Below are 22,080 nucleotides of genomic sequence, written 5' to 3'. Positions count from 1 at the left end.
CGAAACCTGCCGGTGAACAGCACCGATATCCATTTCCCTTACCCTATCCTCCCAACCATCAGAAAACTTTCTCATGACCAATACTATCAGCGTCTATTCGATGCCCGGAACGTGTTTTTTCGATCTGGCTCCTGCTGCGGGCGGCGAGCCCTATCGCATATTCCTTTCCATTCCGGCGGAGAGACCGCCGGCGAAAGGATGGCCGCTTCTTGTCATGACCGACGGTAACGCCACTTTCCCCTTCGCGGTCGCCAGCCTGGTCACGCAGGCACCTTATCCCACGGGGACGAATGTCGGTTGGGGGGTGATTGCGGCGATCGGCTATCCCTCCGACGATCCCTATGATCCGCTCCGCCGGTCTTGGGACCTGGGGCCTCCGCCGGTCAAATCCTATCCGCCGTTCGTTGAGGGCGGTCCGCCGGTTGTCATCGGAGGGACCGGCAAGCTGGTGGATTTCATCGAAAACGAGCTTTTACCGCGGATTGCGGAGATGGTGATCCTGGATCCGATGCGCCGATCACTTTTCGGACATTCCTTCGGCGGCCTCTTTACTCTCTATGCCCTGTTCGAGCGCCCAGGTCTGTTTGCCAACTGGATTGCGGCCAGCCCAACCATCTATTGGGAGAACAGTGAAATCCTCAAGAATGAGGCGCAACGTCAAGAGGCACCGGGGAATGCACCCTTCCTGCATTTGTCCGCCGGGGAATACGAAGGCGATGAGCTGGCACCCTTCCAGTACCGGAACGAGGATGCCACTGCACGCCTGGAGAAGAGGAAGACGGAACGGACCGTCCTCCTGGCGCGGGAGATGGCGGAGCGATTAAACGGCACTGCCGACGGATTGCGTACCGGATTTGAGCTTTATGCCGGTGAGACCCACATGTCCGTTCTTGCGGCGGCCGTGAATCGTGCGGTTGGCATCGCATTCGCCGTCCAGAGTTGATCGACATGTGACGCTCTCTGCAAGGGCCTCATCGGTGAATAGATCCGGCGGTTAGACGATCGTCCTTGAGACGAACGTCCTCGTGCGTGCACTCGTCAAGGTCAGTGCCACATAGGCGTTCAGGATTACATCGTCTCTCCCTGTTGCCCCTAAACCTCATGGTCCCGACCAGGAGCAAAGATGGTCACAGAAGCGTGATTATTAAGTTGACTCCAATTCTCCTGTTTTAGTAAACGGACTCGCTGCAGTGGCCGGAGGGGCGGCCGTCACACTGCTCGATATGCTCTGACAGGGGATAATATGACAGTAGGACTACAGGGAAAGTTGCGCGTGTTCACAAGCCGATTGGTTGCGAGCAGCGCTTTGATGACAGTGTCGTTCGGATCGGTGGGCACTGGCTGGGCACAAGACAATTCGGCGGAAGAGGCGACGCAATTGGCCCCGATCGTCATAACCGGCAAGTCGGATCGTGTGGTTGGCCCTGATCGCACCATCGTTGCCAAGGACACCGCCACAGGCACCAAAACAGATACTCCGGTCGTCGATGTACCGGCGTCCGTGTCGGTGGTGACGCAAAAAGAGTTGGAAGAGCGTCATGTGGACAATCTTCAGCAGGCGGTCGCTTACACCGCCGGCGTCTTTTCGGATGAGTTCGGTAACGACGATCGATACGATTATATAAGAATTCGCGGCTTTGATCAGACGGCGCTCGGCACCTACCGGGATGGATTGGCGGCGCGTATTCCTGCCTGGTTCACCGCCAGCCGCCTCGAACCCTATGGTCTTCAGCGCGTCGAGATCCTGAAAGGATCGACGTCGACCCTCTTTGGGCTTAACGGCCCGGGAGGACTCGTCAATGCGATCACCAAGCGTCCCTTAGATGAGAAGCATGGCGAAGTTTACACGTCTTATGGGGATGGCGCCAAGGAAGTGGGTGCGGATTTCGGCGGCCCGATCGATGCCGATGGCGTATGGACCTACCGGCTTACCGGACTTGCCAAGGACGGTGACCAAGGCTTGGATTATTCGAACGACGACCGCACCTACATTGCACCGGCACTGACGATCAAGCCGGAAGAGGGGACCTCGCTCACCATCCTGACCGATTATTATAAACGTGATGGAACGGGCGCGCGGGGCGTTCCGACCGGCGCAAATATCGATATCGACACCTTCCTCGGCGAACCGGACTTCAATCGCTTCAATACGGAGCAGGTCGACATCGGATATCAGTTCGAGCACGAGATCAACGACAACCTGACCTTCCGCTCGAATGCCCGCTATACGCATCTCGAGCTCGACTATGCCGAAGTCTATGGCGCATCACTGGATCCGACGGCCAATCGAACGGCGTTCTCGGTTGACGGCATGTCCAACCGCTACGCCTTCGACAATCAGCTGCAGTACGATACCGGATGGGACGGGATCGACAGCAAGACGCTGGTCGGCGTCGACTACACCAGTGACAATACGCGCGAAAACATCCTGTTCGGCACGGCGGGGCCGATCGATATTGATAATCCGGTCTATTGCGGTCTTTCCTGCATTAACCTTGGCCCCTACGTAAACTGGCGCGTCAAGCAGCAGGCGCTCGGGATCTATGCTCAGGAGCAACTGAGGTTCGACGATCGATGGATCGTTACCCTGGGCGGACGATGGGACCAGGTTCACACGACTGCGGATTACCTCGATAGCGGGACGAGCGACGACGACACGGCGTCAGCTTTCACCAAGCGGGCCGGACTGACGTATAAATTTACGCCGAATCTTGCAGTCTATGCGAACTATTCGGAAAGCTTCCAGCCGCTCGTCGCGCAGACCGCAAACGGCTATGCTGTGACGGGATCGTTGAAACCACAGCAGGGTGAACAATACGAGGTTGGCCTCAAATATCAGCCGGATGGGTTTGATGGCCTCTTCACCTTGGCGCTGTTTGATCTTACCCAAACAAATGTGCCGAGCTATGTCAGCCCTCTGGTGCAGGAGCAGATTGGCAAGGTCGGTGTGCGCGGCATCGAACTTGAAGGGAAAGCCGCAATCAACGACAGGCTCAATCTGACGCTTGCTTATTCCTATTGGGATGCTGAAATCCGCGAAGACGGGACAGGCGGCAATGTCGGTAACCGGCCTTCCCGCGTGCCGCGACATCTGGCATCGGCCTGGCTCGATTACACGATTCCGGGAGATGGATGGCGCGGTGACCTGACGATCGGGGGAGGTGTCCGCTATATCGGTCAAACCTACGGTGACGATACAAATACGGTGTCGCTTGCCAGCTATACGCTGGTTGATGCCGCAGTCAGATACAAGGTGACCGAGGGCGTGACGCTGGCCGTCAATGCGACGAACCTCTTTGACCATAAGTATCTCGCCACCAGCTATTACGGAACTGAGTTCTACGGCGATCGGCGTAAGGTCGTCGGCACGCTGAAGTATTCCTGGTAAAAGTGGTGGACGCCGCCTTTGTTCGATCAAGGCGGCGTCCGCAATCTGAGCGTCGGAATTATGCAGCAATTCCGACGCGCGGCGCTGTAGCCGGCGTCGTGGATGATCGTTTGTCTGCGGATCGTCGCTGACGGAGCAAAAACGCTCCTATTGATGGCGGACTTTCATCGCCGACAGCCACGGCCCTGCGGGTGCCTGCCTCATGGCTGTCCCCTTCCTATGCGCAACCCTCAACTGGCACCGCGCTTCCGCATCATCAGCATCAGGAACGGCGCTCCGATGAGTGCGGAAACGAGACCGGCCGGGATCTGGTAGGGCGATACGATCGTGCGGCCGACGAAGTCAGCAGCAACCATAAGCCCCCCTCCGATCAGAGCGGCGCCGACCATTTGCGGCAGCGCGCGCGCCAATCCCGCCTCCCGCGCAAGGTGAGGTCCCATGAGGCCGATGAATGACAATGGGCCAACCGCGAGCGTCGCGGCAGCCGTCAACAATCCTGCGAGGCCAAAAAGCGCAAATCGCGATTTCGCCAATGGTATACCGACCGCCGCCGAAGGCGACGGCCCAAGCGGAAGGATGTCAAGCCAGCGGCGAGCGGCGAGCGAGACGGCAATCAGCACGGCGCCGAGCACTACCTCCATTGCGGCGGTCGATCCGTCGATAAGATAGGTGGATCCGCTCATCCACCGCATCAGCAGAGCTGCTCTCGGATCTCCCGTCGAGCTCAACACGCCGACGACGGCATCGACCATCGCGCTTAAGGCAATGCCCGCAAGCAGGACTCGTTCGGGCGCGAACGCCGAACGCCGGGAGCTGACGAAGATGACAACAAGAACGCTGATCGCACCGGCCACGGCAAATGCAAATTGCCCGGAAAATCCCGGAGCGACGGCAAACAGGGCAATTGCAACACCGAAGGTCGCGCCGGCACTGATTCCCAGAACTTCGGGACTTGCCATTTCGTTTCCGGTCAGCCGCTGAAGGATCGAGCCCGCGACCGCAAGCATGGCGCCCGATGCCAGGGCGGCGAGGATTTTAGGTATCCTGATAGCAAGGACCTCGACCGAAAATTCGCCTGATGTAAAAGCCCAGCCGCCATTGACGTCGCGTCCGAGAAAAGCGCTGACCATCAACAGGACGAGCAGGCCGGCGGCCGCGATGATGACCGGTGCGCTTCCATCCCATCGACGTGGCCGTCTGAACGCCGGCGATTGCTGTAGTCTATGACGGATCTTCAGCCGCGGCAGGAGCGCGAGAAGCAGCGGCGAACCGAAGATGGCTGTCACCGCCCCCGTCGGCAAGAAATCGCCAAGTCCGCCGGCGACGAGTTGCAGGATGGAGTCGGCGAAGAGCAGCAGCCCGGCGCCGATCAGCGGAGACCAGAGGATGAGCTGTCCGGGACGCCGTGCTCCGGACAATCGCGCAATCGTCGGCGCGACCAGCCCAATGAAACCAATCACCCCAACGGCGCTCGTGACAAATGCAGCAAGCGCGACGGCAAGGGCGACGACAACGAAACGCAGCCGGACCAATCTGACGCCGAGTGCCGTGGAGCTGCTCTCGCCAAGATCGAGCAGCGAAAGCGGTCTCATCACGAAAGCGCAGCCGATGGCGATGACAGCCAACTTCCAAAGAAGCGACAGGGGAATGACCCAGCTTTGCTGTGCCAGCGATCCGGCGCCCCAGATGAACAGGCTCGAGAGGTAGCGCTGGTTCAAATAGGTCAGGATGGCGGCGAGGCCGCCGCACCAAAGACTGAGAACCAGCCCCGACAGAACTAGTGAATAAGGCGAAAAACCGCGGCGCGCGCCCAAGCTGACGACGATCACAGCAGCGGTCGCACTGCCGATCAGAGCGACAAGATCACGGCCGGCGCCAAGCAAGTCGGGGAGAAACAGCGACGTTACCACCAGCGCCAGGTTTGCTCCGGCCGAGACGCCAAGGGTGGTAGGATCGGCGAGCGGGTTCCGCAAAACTTGCTGAAACAGCGCCCCGGACAAGGCAAGCGCGGCTCCGGCAATCAGCGCCGTCGCGAGACGGGGAAGCGTCGAATAGGTGAACACCATTCGCGTGACATCGTAATCCGGTCGAGCCACTTCCGACAGCGCAGGAGCGGCAAGAAACCACGATGCCACGCCTCCACCGCATATCAGGAGGAGGAAGACAATTGCTGGCCCGATATTGTCGCGGCAGGAAATCATCAAGCTTCCTTTTCCAGAAGATCTGTCAAAAGGCCTGCGAAACGCATGGCCTCGTTCACCATCCCGAACATCAGGGCTGGCGGCAGGATCGACAGATGGCCTGGACGCGCAAACGAAAGTCCGTTCCACAGCGGGCTCTGAGCGAGCTTAGGAAGAACGTCCGGAGGAATTGGGTCAAAGGCGATCAGACGGGCATCCGGATCGGTGACCTTGGAAAGATCTTCAATCCCGATCGTTTCAAAGCCCCAGTAATTCGACTCTCTGGTCCAGGCATTCCGGACACCGATGCGCTCGAGCACATTGTGGAACAGTCCGGGACTCGAGTAGATGCGGGCATGGCGGGCATCCATGAAATTCACCAGGGCGACCGGCGGCAGGTTCTTGCCCACCAGGCGACTGCGGCATTGCGCAAAGAAGACGTCGGCTCGCGCTAGGAACTGCTCTGCTTCTTTCTCACGGCCAAGCTCAACGGCCAATTTCCGCGTCGCCGCTATGGCAGCGGTAAGAATAGGTCCGATGCCCGGCGTAAAGATTTCCAGCCGAACGACTTTCGCCACCGACTGAAGCTTGGGCAACAGCTCATCCAGGTAGGGTGTGGTCAAGATAATGTCGGGCTTCAGCGTGACGAGAATTTCAAAATTGACCTCGAACGAACTGCCGATATCGACGACGGATTTTGGCATAGGCGGCTCGACAACCCATCTGTCCCAATCGGCGAGGTCTGAAATCCCGACTGGAGGCAATCCGAGGGATAGAAGAGTGGACGCAAGACCGTAGTCGAGGCTGACGATCCTTGGGCCCATCGACTGTGCAAACAGCGGAGCTGGAATGAGCGAGGCCGCCGCGAACTGCAAAAAGGAGCGGCGCGAAACCCCCATTGGACGCCCGGCCTCAGCAAACATAGGCGAGCGGATAGGGCAGGTTGGGCGCGGAGATCACATCCATGTCGATCCCATAGATCTCTTGCAGCGTGTTCGGTGCGAGGATCGCGCTCGGCGTTCCGCTGGCAACCACGCGACCGCGTTTCAATGCATGGATCCGATCGCAGAAGCGAGCGGCCATGTTGATGTCGTGGAGAACGATAATGACACTCCTTCCACCTTCATGCGCCAAGCGTCGCACAAGTGAGAGCACCTCGACCTGATGAGCAACGTCGAGTGCCGCAGTCGGTTCATCGAGCAACAGGCAGCGAGCATCCTGAGCGATCAGCATCGCAATCCAGGCCCGTTGCCGCTCACCGCCCGATAGCGTTCCCATGATACGGTCGGCGAACGTCTCTATATGCGTGGCTCGAAGGGCGCCCTCGACTTTCTCTTCATCGTTCTTGGTGAAGCGGCCGAGCGCTCCGTGCCACGGATAACGACCACATCCGACAAGCTCGCGGACCGTCATTTCCGATCCGGTCGTGACATCCTGGGGCAGATATGCGACCGAACGCGCAAAGGCGCGTTCGCTATACATCCTCAGATCCTGGTTCCCGTAGGAGATCGATCCAGTGCTCGGCACAAGCTGGCGAGCTAACATTTTGAGAAGACTGGATTTGCCGGAACCGTTGTGGCCGACCAGCGCGACAACTTCTCCTGCCGGAAATTTAAGACTGACGTCGCAGAGAATTTCGTTCCGCTCTATCAGAAGACCTATATTTTCGGCGACAAAAGTTTCAGCCGTTCGAGGCGGATCTTGCATCGGGAGTATAGCCACGTGACATCCTTTAACCGGGTGATAGGTCGGTACTAAAGATGAGAGCAGCAATCAACTATTTTCGTTATTCCTCCGCCTAGGTCCTCGTCATCTCGTGGGGCGGCCGCGGCTTTCGGCCGGCACGCCGGCTTCTGTGCCTCCTGCGTTATAGCGACTGAGGGAACCAGGAAAGCCTTGAATCCTCTCATGCGTGTATCTTTCTGAAGAAATTTTTTAAATTATCATTATTGAGCAGCCGTTTGCTGAATTTCTTGCGCCGAGCCCGTTGAAGGTTAAGCAATCACAGATTGTGCAAAATGGCATAAGCTGAATTATGGAACTAAGGCTGGAGTGCGTCGTACAACAGCTCGCCGATACCGACACGCCGCATCGGCCTCAGCAAAGGCTACTACGTGTCCCGCCCACCCGCCATGCTACATCAAAGGCTGGCCGGCATCGGCTGCCCGCTCGCCGGCCGCTGTCCCCCAGCAGGTCGGGAGCCGACACGCCGGCGAACAAGAGCTTCGTCGACCGCTTCAGGACCTTCGTCAACGCTTGGCCGCCCGATCCATTCGGACGGATCAACCCTGAAACGCTGATCGACACACCACCGGACGCTTACTGAATAAGCCAGACTCCGATCAATCCTGTAGGAATTTACCGAAGGGCCGTCGAGTTTGCATCCTTCAACGAAGGAGCTGTTACCCGTCGGTGAAAGGTAACAGCTAGTAGCCGGTCATCTCAAGATATCCGACACCTGACGTAGAGCCCGTGAAGTTGATCGGCCCCTCCCAATAAGGCGTCGAGGTCGCCATCCAGGACTGGTCGTTCAACGGTTTGGTCGTGATATCGAGCGACTTACCCGGCACGACCATACGCCACTCCACCGGCATTTGGCGGCCATCGACGGTTGCGTTCCGAGTTGGCTCCAGTTGGATGTCGTCTTTCGACAGAGGTGTCGTTCGCCCGTCCGCGGATATCCAGTTCGCGGAGATGAACCCGTCCTTGTCGTCACGAAGGCGGAAAGCCATCAGTTTCTCGCCGGAATTCAGGTGCAGTGAGAACCAGTCCCAGCCCGTCTGATTGGAGGCAAGCGGCTGCGACGACCACTCCCGGTCCAGCCAAGCTTTCCCGGTGACCTTAACCGGCGAGCCGGACATCGTTATCGTCCCCGCCACCTCATAGAAAGGCTGCGAGTAGTAATAGCTCGCCTGTCCGTTCGCCGACTTTACCGAAAAGCCTTTGTCACCCTGAAGAACGAGTGGCCCATTGGCCTTGAGGTCTAAGCTATAGCTGAAGTCCGGCCCGCCGGCGGAGACTGAAAGGTTGCCAAAGGCATCGGAGCCGGTTCGCTCGCTACCCTCCATCCGCCAGTCGTCTATCCAAGCCCGAAATGGTGCTGCGGCAACGCCTGCCTGCCCGACACCTCCCCGCCCCAAGCGCTCTGCAACATACTGATGGCCCCGGGTGGTGATCGCTGCATGCCCGATCCAGACTTGCGGATCTGCGAAACCTGTCTTGTTTCCTGGAGCTAGCGCAGAGCGAAACAGCGTCCACTGCGCACCATATTGCCTGCCATCCTCATCTTTGAGATTGGCGGTCACATACCACCACTCAATGCGATAATCGGGATGAGCGCCATGATCGGCGGGGAAAGAAAGAACAGAGCCCCGCTCCGGGATCGCAAAACCTTGCGCATCCGATCCCAATCCGGCGAAACCTTGCGCAAATGTCTGACCGCTCGCGCAGATCATAGCCGCCGCTATCAGGACAGGTGCCGACTTTCTACCGTTCATCGGCAAAAATCCTCAGCAGGTCCGCAGGATTGATCGAGGCCAGACGCCGAACCGGCACCAGCACCGAGAGCAATGCAGCAGCGATAGCGATTGTTCCCAGCCAAAACCAGTCCATTGGAAACACCATCATTGGCAATCGCCAACCGAATGCCTCCACGTTTACAATCGCAAGCAGGACCCACGCCAGGGCAAGACCGACCGGGACGGCTGCTACAAATGTTGTGAACCAGAGCGCAAGTGTCCGAGCAACTTCATAAAGCGCCAGATCCCGTCGCCGCACACCCATGGCCCACACCGGCGCGAGCTGAGGAAGCCGAATACCGGACAGCGTCAGAAGACTTGAGAACATGGCAAATCCTGCCACAGCAAGGGTGAGGACGTTCAACGCGCCCGTCACCTTGAATGTCTGGTCGAAGATCGCTCTCGATTGTCGCTTGAGCGAAGCCTGGTCAACGATCGCGGTATCCGGCAGACCAAACTCCTCGACCAACTGGCGCTTGAGATCCTGAGCTCGCTCGGGAGCAACGCGGACACCGTAGCGAAGTTTCGGGACATCGGGGTAATGATCGACCAGGGTATTGATCCCGACGATCACTTGCCCGTTCGGGTTCCCATAGTCTGAGTACACACCGGCCACGGTTACGCTCCAACCTCCAGGCATGACCAATGGCTGGCCGATCTTACTTGCGCCGCGACGCCACATCTGTTCGTTGATGAGAGCGCCCTGACCGGCAGCGATCTTATCCCAAACGTCATTGTCGGAAGTGATCAAGGGCCAGTGCTCTCGGTAAGTTGGATCGTCCGCGACGCCAAAGATCTGGATCTGTTCGCCAAGCACCTCACCGTCCACGCTCCAGATGGGCAGGACTGCCGTCGAGCGTTGCGGAAGCCAGGCTCGGAGCCGTGCAGCTTCCTCCTCATCCTTCGCAGTCACGTAAAGCTCGGCGGCCAGCCGTTGATCCAGCCAGCCGATGAACGTCAACCTGAAACTGGATACCATCGTGCCGACGCCGATGTTCGCCGACAATGCCAGTAGCAGAGCCATCAAAGCCAGCGACAGGCCGGGAAGCTGTATGCGGGTGTCTGCCCAGAACCATTCCATGAGGGCGCTCCGCGCCGTTCGCTGCGCTGCGGTCAGGATGACCGCAAGAAGTCCAGGCAGCATCAGAGCTGTTCCCAAAAGCAGGCAGCCAAGAATCGCAAAGCCGGCTACCAGCCCGGACGCAGTAACCGCCAGGATAACCGCCGAGATCAGTAGAAATCCACCCGTTCCCGCTTGAAAGGCAAGCGATCTGGCCGACTCTCTCGCCCACGCCCGCGGCTGGGCGGCCGCCAAAATCGGCAGTTTCCAAACCCGCCACAGGCTCTGAGCTGACGAGACAGCGGTTCCTCCGAGAGCAATTGCCAGTCCAGCCAACCACCATTCCGGCCGAATGGAAAGCGAGCCTGACACACTCGCGCCATAGAGGCCCCTGAGAGTCGCGGCGACACCCGGCATCAAAAGCCACGCAATGACGTAGCCGAATATGATCCCGATCAACCCGGATATCAGCGCCAGCATCGAAAGCTCGATCAGGAGCATCGTGGTCAATGCTCGAAGAGAGATACCAAGCGATCGAAGTGTACGAAAAGTGCCTCGACGCTGCTCAAAGCTCAGGCCCGTGGCCGAATACACGATGAAGAGCCCGACGATGAACGAAAGGAACCCGAAGGCGGTCAAGTTGAGGTGAAAGCTGTCTGTGAGGCGGGCGACGTCTGGTTGTTCAGCCGGTTCGCGGATCGTCAATCCCGCCTGATCGATTGCTTCGGGGGTGATCCTTTGATCGGCTGCGACCACCAGGCGGTCGATCTTCCCGTGTTTGTCGAGCAATCGATCGGCGACGGCTATATCAACGAAGGCGGCGCCGTCGGGAACGTTGCTATTGATTTTGATGCTCAAGTTCGTGGCGCCACGAAGCCGCCCGGCAGTGGCGCTCGACACGAGCAACTGTCCGCTGGCTGAAAAGAAGCCGGATAGATCTGAACCGCTGGCGATCGTCGCATTCTGGGTGTCCCTTGGCATCGTCAGAGGCTCGATGCCGACCAAACGGATCCTTATGCTTCCGAAGCGGTAGCTGCCCTCAATCACGGGCGAAACATTCAGGCCCGCTCGACGCAGGCTGCCATAGACCTCAGTCGCTATGCCGTCACCATCCTTGGCGACGATCTGCCGGAGCTTGCCTTGCTCCAGAACCGAAGCCGCCCGGGCATAGCTCGCCCTCGCCTCGGCGTTAATAGCCTGAACGCCGGACCAGAGAGCTGTCGCAAGCGCAATGCCCATGACCAGCGTCAGAAGCTGGAGAGGTCTCCGACGCCAATGTGACAGCAGGGCTGCGAATGAAACGAAATTCATCCTGCAATCTTCCCACCGCGAAGGACCACCGTTCGGTCCAGACGAGCTGCAAGCCTCGTGGAGTGAGTGACGAGAAGCAGAGCCGATCCCACTGTCCGGGCCAGGCTGAGCATCAGATCGAGGACCGCATCGCCTGTTTGCTCATCCAGGTTGCCGGTTGGCTCGTCCGCAAGGATGAGAGGGGGTCGAGCAGCCAAGGTTCTCCCGATGGCAACGCGCTGCTGTTGCCCTCCGGAAAGCTGCTCGGGATATCGGGCAATGTATTCGCGCAGCCCCAGTTTGTCGATCAACTGCTTTTCCCAAGCCTGATCGTACCGGTTTGCAAGCTTGGCGTGGAACGAGATGTTGGCTGCGACGCTCAGGGATGGGACGAGGTTAAATTGCTGAAAAACCAGGCCGACCCTCGTTCTCCGATATCGGGCGCGTTCGTTTTCTGCAAATAGCGCCAGATCGCTGCCATCCATCACCACCGAGCCGCTGTCTGCACGGTCGAGCCCGCCTGCCAGGTGCAGCAATGTGCTTTTGCCACTGCCGGACTCTCCGGTGAGCGCAACACTTTCGCCCGCGGCGACTTCCAGATCGATGCCCTTCAGGATTTCGATCCGGCCCTCGGCAGTGGAATAGGATTTTCTGACGCCTGCGAGGGTGAGGATCATGTCGGTCTCTCGAACACGGAGTTTGCAGAATGCAAAGACCTCGGGTGACCTAAGAATTTTCGAGAGGGATCGCAAGATCCGTGCGACAGCACAAGACAGGAGATTACTCTTGTCATTGCTTGATCACTAGCCGACAAGCGGTCAAGTTCAGCCTGAAACCTGGACATTGCGAGAACCGAGCTACCCGCTCAGCGCGGGCTGCCGCGTCGTAATGCCCTGGCGTCCGAGGGTGCCGCTGGACAATCTATGACGGCCGCTACTCCAACCGCATGGTGTCGTTCGTGTCGGCCGGCTGCAATCGTGACCGGATCATCCCTCGTCCGTGCCTGCAGCCAACAGCATGAAGGAGATGGAACAGCAGATCTGACTATCGGCAATTTCTGTTGCGGCGAGCTTCCATACCGACAGACCGTCGAACAGGGCAAATAAGGTGTGCCCGCGAGTGCAGGGGCGAGTTCGGTGTCAACGGCCTCACGACTCACGGATGCCTTGCCTCATCGCGGCAATGTCGGCGAGCACCGAAAGGGCAAGGGAGGTCGAGTCGCGCGCCGGGCCGAACAGCCCGATCGGTGCCTTGATCCGATCGATGTCGGTCCTGGAAAAACCAGATCCCGTCAGCATTTCGACACGCCTGCTGTGCGTTTTCATGCTGCCCAAGGCACCGATGTAGAATGCTGGCGAGCTGAGCGCCAGTCCGAGAAGCGGCGCTTCAGCCTCGAGATCATGATGCAGCACCACCACAGCCGTGAAGGCGTCGATCATTCTCGCGACATAGTGGGGGTTGCCGTTCTCGATACGGATCACATCGTAGCCCAGGATTTTTGCACAATGCGCGGTGGCCCGAGCCTCGAGCGAACGACCCGAGATCAGGATGCGGGTTCGCGGAAGGAATACGGACAGGAACTCGTCTTCAAACCAACCCGATTGAACAGGCGGATCCACGGCCACGAGAGACTGATTGGACGGCGCATAACGAAGGCCAACCGGCTGCCTCCGTTCCAGGCGTTCGAGGACAAGCCGGATCGCTGAAATGTCTCGCAGGACATGGATTGCAACGGTGATGCCGCCGCCGCATGGCAGGGCTATGTCGAAGAAGGGAGAGCCTTGGCCGAACATCATAGTTCGATCCCGACCCTCGGCAATCGCAAGGAGTGCGTCGAAAGCAACCGCAGCCTCCACGCAGCCGCCGGAGACATAGCCGCAGTAGCTGCCGTCAACAGCGACCGCAACCAACGAACCCAGAGAGCGAGCCGCCCCGCCTCGAATGTCTACGAGTGTTGCGATCGCAACCTTTCCTCGATCGAAGCACTCAACGGCAAAGCGCAAAATCTTTGACGAATCGTCCGACATCCTCGCTTGGACGGGTGCAGGAAGCGGAGTGATGGATACCATCTCGTTCATATCAGATCCTCTCGAGGTCCGGGCAACGGCAGGTTTGCTTTGTCTTGAAGGGGCATCGGCAACCGTGGGGTTAGGCTGCCGATGCGGGGGAACCCGGTCCTTTGGTTGTGGGGGGTGAAGGAACCGGTCCGATCGAAATCTAGCGCGAACTTGTCTGTGGGATTTGTCAGGGACCCCGCACTTTGTATCAATCTGTCACACATCCGCGGAGGGCGCGTTCGCCCGTGGAGAACCTCAGCGGACCATCGATGACATAAATCAAGCGCCACCTCGCCCGCAAAAGTCAGTTAAACGGACCTGCCTGCTGCACGGGTGGCGCCTTCGAAGCCACCTCGTCGAGGCTCCATGGTCCCGGGCCGGCGGCGGCGATGTAGAGGAAGAGGAAGCAGAACAACATTGCGGTTTCTCCTCCGTTGAGGGCGGGAAAGAAGCCTTGTGAACCGTGTCCGATGAAGTAAGCAAAGGCCATCTGGCCGGAGAGCAGGAAAGCGACCTGGCGAGAAAACAGACCAATCACCAGAAGCACACCACCGATGACTTCAAGAAAGCCGGCCGCCAGAAGCAGCGCATTCAGCGGATATTCGAACGGCGCCGGCCACCCGAACAATTTCATCATTCCATGCGTGAAGAACGATGTGGCGGCGATGATGCGCATGACGCTCAGCAATTGCGGCGCGGCGCCACGGAGAAATGCCATCTGCATGCTCGTAATCCTCATTTGGCGAAGCGTATTCAAGAAAGTCGAAGAGTGCGGCTTCGCGGGCGCCGCTCGCCGACGGTCGATATGCTCTCCTATTCGGCGGGAGCGCTTACTCCCGCATCCGCGTAAGGCTTGGGATGCGGTCCGCGGCTGAACAATCGCCGGGTCACGATGAAGAGCATGGGGATGAACAATATGCCGAGGACCGTCGCCGATATCATGCCGCCCATGACACCTATGCCGATCGAGTTTTGGGAACCGGAACCCGCGCCGTCGGCGATGGCGAGCGGGAGGACGCCAAGGATGAAAGCAAAGGATGTCATCAGGATCGGCCGCAACCGCTGGCGCGCGGCCTCAAGCGTCGCCTCCACCAATCCCTTCCCGCCGGCTTCCTCGGCAATGGCAAATTCCACGATCAGGATGGCGTTCTTCGCCGCAAGACCGATCGTCGTCAAAAGCCCGACCTTGAAATAGACGTCATTGGCCTGTCCGAAAGTGCTTGCCGCAACCAGTGCACCGAAGACTCCGACGGGAATGGCAAGCATGACAGAGAATGGCACCGTCCAGCTCTCGTAGAGCGCCGCAAGCGCCAGGAAGACGACCACGACGGAAACGGCGTAGAGGTAGACGGCCTGATTGCCGGAAAGCCGTTCCTGAGCCGAAAGGCTCGTCCATTGGTGCGAAAAACCCGCAGGCAGCTCTCCCACCATACGGTCGATCTCCGCCATCGCCTGACCTGAGCTTATTCCTACGGCCGCCGCGCCCTGAAGCTGTACCGCTGACACGCCATTGTATCGCTCAAGCCGTGGCGAGCCGTAATCCCACCGTCCTGTCGAGAAGACCGAAATCGGCACCATCTCCCCGCGATCGTTGCGGACATGCCAGCGGTCGAAATCGGCAGGCTGCATGCGAAATGACGCATCTGACTGGACATAGACACGTTTGACCCGCCCCCGGTCGACGAAGTCGTTCACATAGCTTCCTCCCCAAGCCGTCGACAGCGTCGCATCGATATCGGAAAGCGCAATACCGAGCGCGCTCGCCCGCCCGCGATCGATCGAAACGGAATATTGCGGTGTATCCTCCTGGCCGTTCGGCCTGGTGCCCGACAACCTTTCATTCGCCGCAGCTGTCCTGAGAAATTGGTTGCGAGCCGCCATCAGCGTCTCATGCCCGGCGCCACCGGTGTCACGCAGGAAGAAATCGAAGCCGCTATTGTTTCCGAAGCCCGGCAGGGCGGGTGGCGACAAGGCAATGACACGCGCATCGCGAATTGCGCCGAAGGCTGCCATCGCACGTCCGGCAATCGCCTGCGCAGAGGCTTCGGGTGCCGAGCGCTGATCGAAATCCTTCAAAGCGACGAACACTGTCGCAACATTTTGACCTTGGCCACCGAAGCTGAAGCCGGTAGCGCCGAATACGCCGTCAACGTAGCTTGCCTCGCTGGTCAGGTAGTATTCGAGCACCTGGTCCAGCACCCGCCGCGTCCGGTCAGCCGTCGCTCCCGGCGGAAGCTGGATAGAGGTCATCAGTCTGCCTTGGTCCTCCTCTGGCAGAAAAGCGGTCGGCAACCTCGCGAAAAGCAGGACGGTCGCGCCCGATAGCGCCGCAAACAGGACGAGCGCCACGCCGATCCGGCGGACGATCGAAAGCGTGGCTCGCTGGTAAAGTGCGGTGAACCTCTGGAAGCCGGCATTGAACCAGCGAAACGGCGCGGCCTTTTCGGATCCGGATCCGGGCGGTCTGAGGATCGTGGCGCAGAGCGCCGGCGTGAAAACCAGGGCCACCAGCACGGAAAGCACCATTGCCGAGACGATAGTGATCGAGAACTGCCGGTAGATGATTCCAACAGAACCAGAGAAGAAGGCCATGGGGATGAAAACCGCCGACAGCACGGTCGTGATACCGATCAGGGCGCCGCTGATTTCACCCATGGACTTCAAGGTCGCCTCGCGCGGCCCGAGCCCCTCTTCTTCCATGACCCGCTCGACATTCTCGACGACGACGATCGCGTCGTCGACGAGAAGGCCGATCGCAAGAACGATGCCGAACATGGTGAGTGTGTTGATCGAGTATCCGAACACAGCCATGACGGCAAAGGTCCCCAACAGCACTACAGGTACCGCAAGCGTCGGGATGATCGTCGCGCGCAGGTTCTGCAGGAAAACGAACATGACGATGAAGACGAGGATGACAGCCTCGATCAATGTCACCACGACGCTCTCGATCGACAGGCGCACGAAAGGAGACGTGTCGAGGGGATATTTGACCTCTACGCCTGGAGGGAAGCTACCTCTGTAGCTTTCGATCTCGGCGCGCACCGCCTCTGCAGCTTCAAGCGCATTTGCGCCGGCCGCCAGTCGGAAGCCGACGCCTGCGGAGGGATGACCGCTATAGGTTCCGCTCGTGGTATAACTCTCGGAGCCAAGTTCGACTTCAGCAACGTCATTCAACGTCACGACCGAGCCATCGGAAGCGCGCGCGAGGATGATTGCCTCGAACTGCTCCTTGCTCTGGAGACGGCTTCCCGCAGTCACGGTGGCATTGAGCTGTTGGCCCCGCCGCTGCGGCAGAGCCCCGAATTGACCGGCGGACACCTGCGTGTTTTGCGCTCTGATCGCTTGCGTAACATCAGTGACCATAAGCCCATGCTGGGCGAGCCGGTCGGGGTCAAGCCAGATGCGCATGGCATAGCGGGCGGAGCCAAGCAGTTGCACCTCGCCTATGCCTGGCACGCGCCGCAACGAGTCCATGAGGGAGCTGTCGACAAAGTCGGCGATATCCGTTCCGGACAGACTGTCGTCCTCAGACAGGAAGGAGGCGATCAGGAAGAAACTGGACGTCGATTTCGATACCGTCAGCCCCGTATCCTGGACCGCGCTCGGCAAACGTGCCTGGACGAGCTGGAGATTGTTCTGGACCTGCATCTGTGCGACATCGGGGTCGGCGGCGCTCGTAAAGGTCAATGTGATCGACCCCTCGCCGGTGGAGGACGAGTTCGAGGACACATAGTCCAGATTTTCGATGCCCGTCATGCCCTGCTCGATCACCTTAGTCACCGAGTCCTCGACAGTCTTCGCGTCGGCGCCCGGATAGTTGGCGGTGATGCGAACCGACGTGGGAGCAATCTGCGGATACTGCGATATGGACAAGGTCGTGATTGCGATCGCGCCTGTCATCATGACGGCGATTGCAAGCACCCATGCGAAGATCGGGCGGCTGATGAAGAAACGCGACATGGCGCCGCCTCACCGCGTTACGGCGTCGGGCAACCGCACGGAAACCTCTGCGGGTTTTCCTGCAGATGGCCGACCCGCCTCGACGACGGCAACGAACTCCCCCGTCTCGTTATCGACGGTCACTGCGGTGACTTGGACCTCTTCGCCGATCGCCGCCCTCTGGAGGCCCTCGACGACGACACGATCACCCTCCCCGACGCCTGCGGTCACCAACCAATTGTTGCCGATGCCGCGCTCGACGGCCAGAACACGTTCCTCGATCTTCCCGTCGGCGCTGATGAAACGCGCCGTGGCCTCTCCGCGGCTATTGCGTGAAACCGCGCGCTGCGGAATGAGCACGCCATCTTCGACATAGCCGTCTTCAACGATTGCCCGCACATACATCCCGGGCAGGAGCGCGCCTTCCGGATTGGGGAAGACGGCGCGCATCAGAACCATGCCGGTCGTTTGCGATACGGCGCCGTTGCGGAACAGCAACTTTCCGGGATGGCCATATTTGCTGCCGTCCTCGAGCTGGAGTTCGACGGTCACCGAGCCTTCCTGTGGCTTGATATCCTGCGACGCGAGCGCCTTGTTGAGCGCGAGCAGGCTGGCGCTCGAGCGCACAAGGTCGACATTGATGATGTCCGTCCGGCGGATCGTCGTCATTGGCGACGCCTGATCTTCGGTAACCAGCGCACCCTCGGTGACATTTGAAGCGTCCACACGCCCGCTGATCGGGGCGCGAACCTTGGCATATTCGAGTTCGATGCGGGCAGTTTCAAGAGCTGCCCTGGCAGCGGCGACGTCCGCCTCGGCCTGCAGCATCTGTGTTCGTGCCTCATCGAAATCCTGGCGGCTGACGACACTGCTCGCACTCAGGCTCTCATAGCGCTGCGAGCGCGCTCGGGCGCTCGGAAGGGCACTTTCGGCTCGCTGCACAGCAGCCTCGGCATTGCGGTAGGAGGCCTCAAACGGCATGGGGTCAAGTTCGTAAAGGACGTCGCCGGCTTTCACTAAGCCGCCCTCCTCAAAACTTTGCCTGAGAATGATGCCGGACACGCGAGGGCGGACCTCCGAAACCATCTGTGCACCGGTACGGCCCGCCAATTCTGTCGTCAGTGTCACTGCCTGGCGATGCAAGGTCTGCGCGCTGACTTCAGGTTTCGAACGAACTGGCCGCTCCTGTGCCGCCACGTCGGCGTTGCAACTTGAAAGCAGGGTCGGGAGGCAAAAAATCATGGCAACATAGACGGTCGAAAAGCATTTGGCTCGCATCATCGAAAACCTTTGCGCGGCTGTGAACAGTCTTCACGCGAGGCGGGCGCCCTTGCGCCCCACCAGGATCGCGATCGGCGGGAAATTAAGCCGGCTCTGTCGCACGGGTGTGCCGAACGCGACGAAAACTGTAACCAAGTGTATCAACTACCATCAATTGCCCGCCAGGCTGATGACGGCCGTCAGTGAGATGAGGGAGGCAAACAGAATGATGTCGGCCAACACTCCTCTGGCGATCGCCGAAATGCTGTGTTGTTCGATTCTGTAACCGTTGATCGGGTCTGCCATGACCTTTCCTTTCCATGTTGTTTCCGCGTCGGTCGATCGACCTATGGTCTAGACCGCTGCGCTTGAAGCGCAGCGCCGCCAGCCGACGATCGCCGACGATTGAAAGACGCGCGTTGTTCGCGCCTCGTGCTTGATGAGGAAAAGGTTAGTTCGGCCTTGTCGCAGAGCTTTGCCGAAGGGGAGTCAAAATGTAATCAAGTGTCGCGGCATGAGCGGTGAAGCCTCGGCACCGCTACAAACATGTCTGTTCGAGGTGCACTTTCGATCGATTTGCATGAGCGTGGAGGGTGGCTGCCGCCTGCCGAGGATAAGACGCTGCGCGCGCAACGGCGCCGGGATCAATGTTGCGTCCGCGGCTTTGCCGGCTTCTCGGCAAGGTTCGGGGCGCGGAGCCCGATCGATCCGCGCAGGGATTTCCAGTCGCGCCCCTTGGGAACCGCAGGCGTTTCCACACGGCCATCACGTGGCAAAGAAAGAACGGCTTGCATGCCGCCGTCTCCTGTTAGGAAGGAAATGTCACCGCCATGTTGCCTTGCTGCAGCACGCGCGATCGACAGGCCAAGTCCAATCCCGCCGGTGTCGCGGTTGCGCGAAGCCTCGAGCCGGAAAAACGGCGTGAACACCTTTTCCTTCATAAGGTCGGGAATGCCTGGACCGCGGTCCTCGACGACGATGTCGATGGTCGCAGCCGTGTGTCGGATGAAGACCCGCGCCTCTCCGCCATAGCGTACGGCATTTTCGACGAGATTTCTCACGGCGCGCCTGAGACCATCCGGCCGGCAGCGATAGGTCAACTTCGCGCCTTCGACGAAATTGACGGGCTTGCCCAGATCGGACTGATCATCACAGATGCTTCCAACCAGTGCTTCCAGATCGATGTCGCGCGTTTCCTCTTCCGTCGATTCTCCGCGCGCAAAAGAAATGGCGGCCTCGGTCATGCCCTGAAGTTCATCGATCGTCGACAGCATTTTTCGCTGGATCTCCTGATCCTGCACGAACTCGGTCCTCAGTCTCAAGGTTGTCAAAGGTGTTCGCAGATCGTGACCGATCGCGGCCAGCATCTTCGTTCTGTCTTCGAGGAAACGGTGCAGCCGGCCTTGCATCTTGTTGAAGGCTTCGGCGGTGCGCCGGACTTCTTCCGGTCCTTCTTCCGAAAGCGGCGGCAGGTTTTCTCCCCGCCCCAAGGCTTCGGCCGAGGTCGCCAGATGTCGCAACGGCCTTGATATGCGGCTGGCGAAGAACACGCCAAGCAAAGCCAGGATGAGTGCCGTCAGGCTGAGCGAGGCGAGCGACGTAGAAGTCCACCAGCCTCCGGTCTGTCGCATATAGAATGCGGCGTTCAGCCAGGTTCTGTCATCGACCTTGATGACAAGGCCATAGCCCCGCGAGCCGTCGAAATAGACATATTTGATTGGCTGCGGGAGCGCCCAGAGGCTCTGCATCGGGACGCGCCACCCCTCACCGGCGTTTGACGCTGCGACCCTCTTCGCATCTGGGATCTGCGTCTTGGCTGAACCGTCTTGAAAGATCCTGACGAGGTCCACGAAGTTTTCGAGAGGTCGGGAAAACTCGGCTGCAGCCGTTAGGCGCCATGTGGCAGGGTCCTCCGCTTCACGATCCGTGACCCAAAAACGCGAATCCCTCGTCTCGCTCGCCAGCAGGGCCTGCTTTTGGTATTCGGCAGGAATAGTTTCTACTAGACGGGTCATCGTGCGCGCCCGACTAAGGAACTCGCTCTTGGCCGCGGCGTCGAGCGCTTTGGAATGCTCCTTCCAGGAAATCAGAAATGTCAGCGCCTGGGAAATGATCAAGGCCGCAAGGGTAAAGGCAATGAGTTGCGTCGCAAGGCTTCTGTTCCAGACGTGGTTCATTCGAAGGCTACCTCAGCGGCCAGGCTGTAGCCGCCACCCCAATGCGTTTTGATGATCGATGGGCATTTGGGATTCTCTTCGATTTTCTTGCGCAGCCGGCTCACCTGATTGTCGATGCTGCGATCGAAGATGTCCGCCGTCCTGCCGACAGTGAGATCAAGCAGCTGTTCGCGGCTCAGGATCAGGCCGGGCCTTTCGATGAAGACTTTCAGCAGACGGAATTCGGCAGTGCTCAAGGGTATTCCAACGCCGTCGCTACCGGAAATTTCCTGACGTCCCATGTTGACGCGCCACTGGCCGATGCGGACGGCCCGCTGCTGCTGTGTCATGCGCTGCTGTGTCAGCGGATTGCTCGCACGCCGAAGCACCGCTCTGATGCGAGCCAGGAGTTCGCGGGGGTTGAATGGTTTCACGACGTAGTCGTCAGCGCCAAGTTCCAGTCCGATGATACGATCGGTATCTTCGACCAATGCGGTCAGGAAAATAATCGGGATGTCAGTCGCGGCACGCACCTGACGGCACACGCTCAACCCGTCCTCGCCCGGCATCATGACATCGAGGATGATCAGGTCCACCACTTGGCGCTCGCGCTCGAGCAGGCGTCGAAGGGCCGCGCCGCTTTCTGCCACGCTCACCTTGTAGCCTTGCTGCTCGAGATACTGTCGAACCAGATCCCGGATATCGCTGTGATCGTCGACAACCACGACATGCGATGAATTCTGCATCTGCATAACCTCTTGAGCCATTTTTACAGAAGAGAACGCAGTTCGCATCGAAAAAAGTGTATCAAAGTTTCACAGCGGTTCGGCCAAACCCATTTTCTCACATGTCCTAAAAGGATCTCAAATGGCCGCCTCGGGATCGAACGCCTCCCTTTCGCTTGCCCGGATCACCATGGGACCAGGGCTGCGAACTCAACAGCGGTGTCGTAAAGATTGGTGACCGCGCGTGTAATGGAAAGTGGCCGGTATCTGCAACAAGTCTATGGATCGGTGTATCGGGCGGCGTGACCAATATCGGCGAATTCGCTGCAGACCGTTTGCAAGATGCTTGCGACGTCGACAAGCTCGACTGTCTCTGTCGCATAGTCGTTTCGAAGATAATTCAGGTTCTCGACCGAGCATGCTCTCAATCCGATCCATATCGGAGAGCAGGCGTCCTTCTGACCGCTTTCCCCACCCATGCGGGTGCCTGCTTCGATCATTAGACGG

The 22,080-nt window shown here is 59.2% G+C and carries 16 protein-coding genes; 2 read left to right on the top strand and 14 right to left on the bottom strand.

The genetic code is table 11. The annotated features are described in order from the left end of the window. The first annotated feature begins 73 nt into the window (after window positions 1-73). Complete coding sequence (locus V8P77_RS04160) at window positions 74-943, top strand: alpha/beta hydrolase (RefSeq protein WP_335910859.1); 870 nt, start codon at window positions 74-76, stop codon at window positions 941-943. A 300-nt stretch (window positions 944-1,243) separates the two neighbouring features. After that, window positions 1,244-3,388 carry a TonB-dependent siderophore receptor gene (locus tag V8P77_RS04155; RefSeq protein WP_335910858.1) on the top strand — a complete coding sequence of 715 codons (2,145 nt, stop codon included), beginning with the start codon at window positions 1,244-1,246 and terminating at the stop codon, window positions 3,386-3,388. A 230-nt stretch (window positions 3,389-3,618) separates the two neighbouring features. Here V8P77_RS04155 and fhuB read toward each other — a convergent pair whose 3' ends face one another. The 14 genes from fhuB to V8P77_RS04085 form a co-directional block, all read right to left on the bottom strand. Beyond that, window positions 3,619-5,589: a Fe(3+)-hydroxamate ABC transporter permease FhuB gene (gene fhuB / locus V8P77_RS04150; RefSeq protein WP_335911196.1), complete on the bottom strand. Its 1,971-nt coding sequence runs from the start codon at window positions 5,587-5,589 to the stop codon at window positions 3,619-3,621. Beyond that, window positions 5,589-6,467 (bottom strand): iron-siderophore ABC transporter substrate-binding protein, encoded by an 879-nt coding sequence (locus V8P77_RS04145; protein WP_335910857.1) that lies wholly within the window; start codon window positions 6,465-6,467, stop codon window positions 5,589-5,591. Before V8P77_RS04145 ends, fhuB begins: the two co-directional genes overlap by 1 nt. Before the next feature lie 13 nt (window positions 6,468-6,480). Further along, window positions 6,481-7,275 (bottom strand): ABC transporter ATP-binding protein, encoded by a 795-nt coding sequence (locus V8P77_RS04140; RefSeq protein ID WP_335911195.1) that lies wholly within the window; start codon window positions 7,273-7,275, stop codon window positions 6,481-6,483. Between the two features lie 719 nt (window positions 7,276-7,994). Then, window positions 7,995-9,065 (bottom strand): lipocalin-like domain-containing protein, encoded by a 1,071-nt coding sequence (locus V8P77_RS04135; RefSeq protein ID WP_335910856.1) that lies wholly within the window; start codon window positions 9,063-9,065, stop codon window positions 7,995-7,997. Beyond that, complete coding sequence (locus V8P77_RS04130; protein WP_335910855.1) at window positions 9,055-11,457, bottom strand: FtsX-like permease family protein; 2,403 nt, start codon at window positions 11,455-11,457, stop codon at window positions 9,055-9,057. Before V8P77_RS04130 ends, V8P77_RS04135 begins: the two co-directional genes overlap by 11 nt. Continuing rightward, window positions 11,454-12,113 carry an ABC transporter ATP-binding protein gene (locus V8P77_RS04125; RefSeq protein WP_335910854.1) on the bottom strand — a complete coding sequence of 220 codons (660 nt, stop codon included), beginning with the start codon at window positions 12,111-12,113 and terminating at the stop codon, window positions 11,454-11,456. Before V8P77_RS04125 ends, V8P77_RS04130 begins: the two co-directional genes overlap by 4 nt. A gap of 471 nt (window positions 12,114-12,584) precedes the next feature. Continuing rightward, entirely contained in the window at window positions 12,585-13,514 is a 930-nt protein-coding gene (locus tag V8P77_RS04120; RefSeq protein ID WP_335910853.1) for an XdhC family protein, read from the bottom strand. 283 nt (window positions 13,515-13,797) lie between these two features. Next, window positions 13,798-14,217, bottom strand: a complete 420-nt coding sequence (locus tag V8P77_RS04115) for a DoxX family protein (RefSeq protein ID WP_335910852.1) — start codon at window positions 14,215-14,217, stop codon at window positions 13,798-13,800. A gap of 89 nt (window positions 14,218-14,306) precedes the next feature. Next, entirely contained in the window at window positions 14,307-17,453 is a 3,147-nt protein-coding gene (locus tag V8P77_RS04110; RefSeq protein ID WP_335910851.1) for an efflux RND transporter permease subunit, read from the bottom strand. Between the two features lie 9 nt (window positions 17,454-17,462). Further along, a complete protein-coding gene (locus V8P77_RS04105) occupies window positions 17,463-18,674 on the bottom strand; it encodes an efflux RND transporter periplasmic adaptor subunit (protein WP_335911194.1) in 1,212 nt (403 codons plus the stop codon). Window positions 18,675-18,863: 189 nt separating this feature from the next. Next, window positions 18,864-18,998 carry a hypothetical protein gene (locus V8P77_RS04100; protein WP_335910850.1) on the bottom strand — a complete coding sequence of 45 codons (135 nt, stop codon included), beginning with the start codon at window positions 18,996-18,998 and terminating at the stop codon, window positions 18,864-18,866. Between the two features lie 338 nt (window positions 18,999-19,336). Further along, window positions 19,337-20,869, bottom strand: coding sequence for an ATP-binding protein (locus V8P77_RS04095; protein WP_335910849.1), 1,533 nt, complete (start codon window positions 20,867-20,869; stop codon window positions 19,337-19,339). Further along, complete coding sequence (locus tag V8P77_RS04090; RefSeq protein WP_335911193.1) at window positions 20,866-21,594, bottom strand: response regulator; 729 nt, start codon at window positions 21,592-21,594, stop codon at window positions 20,866-20,868. Before V8P77_RS04090 ends, V8P77_RS04095 begins: the two co-directional genes overlap by 4 nt. Before the next feature lie 257 nt (window positions 21,595-21,851). Next, a complete protein-coding gene (locus V8P77_RS04085) occupies window positions 21,852-22,073 on the bottom strand; it encodes a hypothetical protein (protein ID WP_335910848.1) in 222 nt (73 codons plus the stop codon). Window positions 22,074-22,080 lie beyond the last annotated feature (7 nt).

Source organism: Rhizobium aouanii (genome assembly GCF_037002925.1).
GTDB classification, from domain to species: domain Bacteria; phylum Pseudomonadota; class Alphaproteobacteria; order Rhizobiales; family Rhizobiaceae; genus Rhizobium; species Rhizobium aouanii.
The sequence above is the reverse complement of the archived record's forward strand: the minus strand, read 5'-3'. Positions and strand labels throughout refer to the sequence as shown.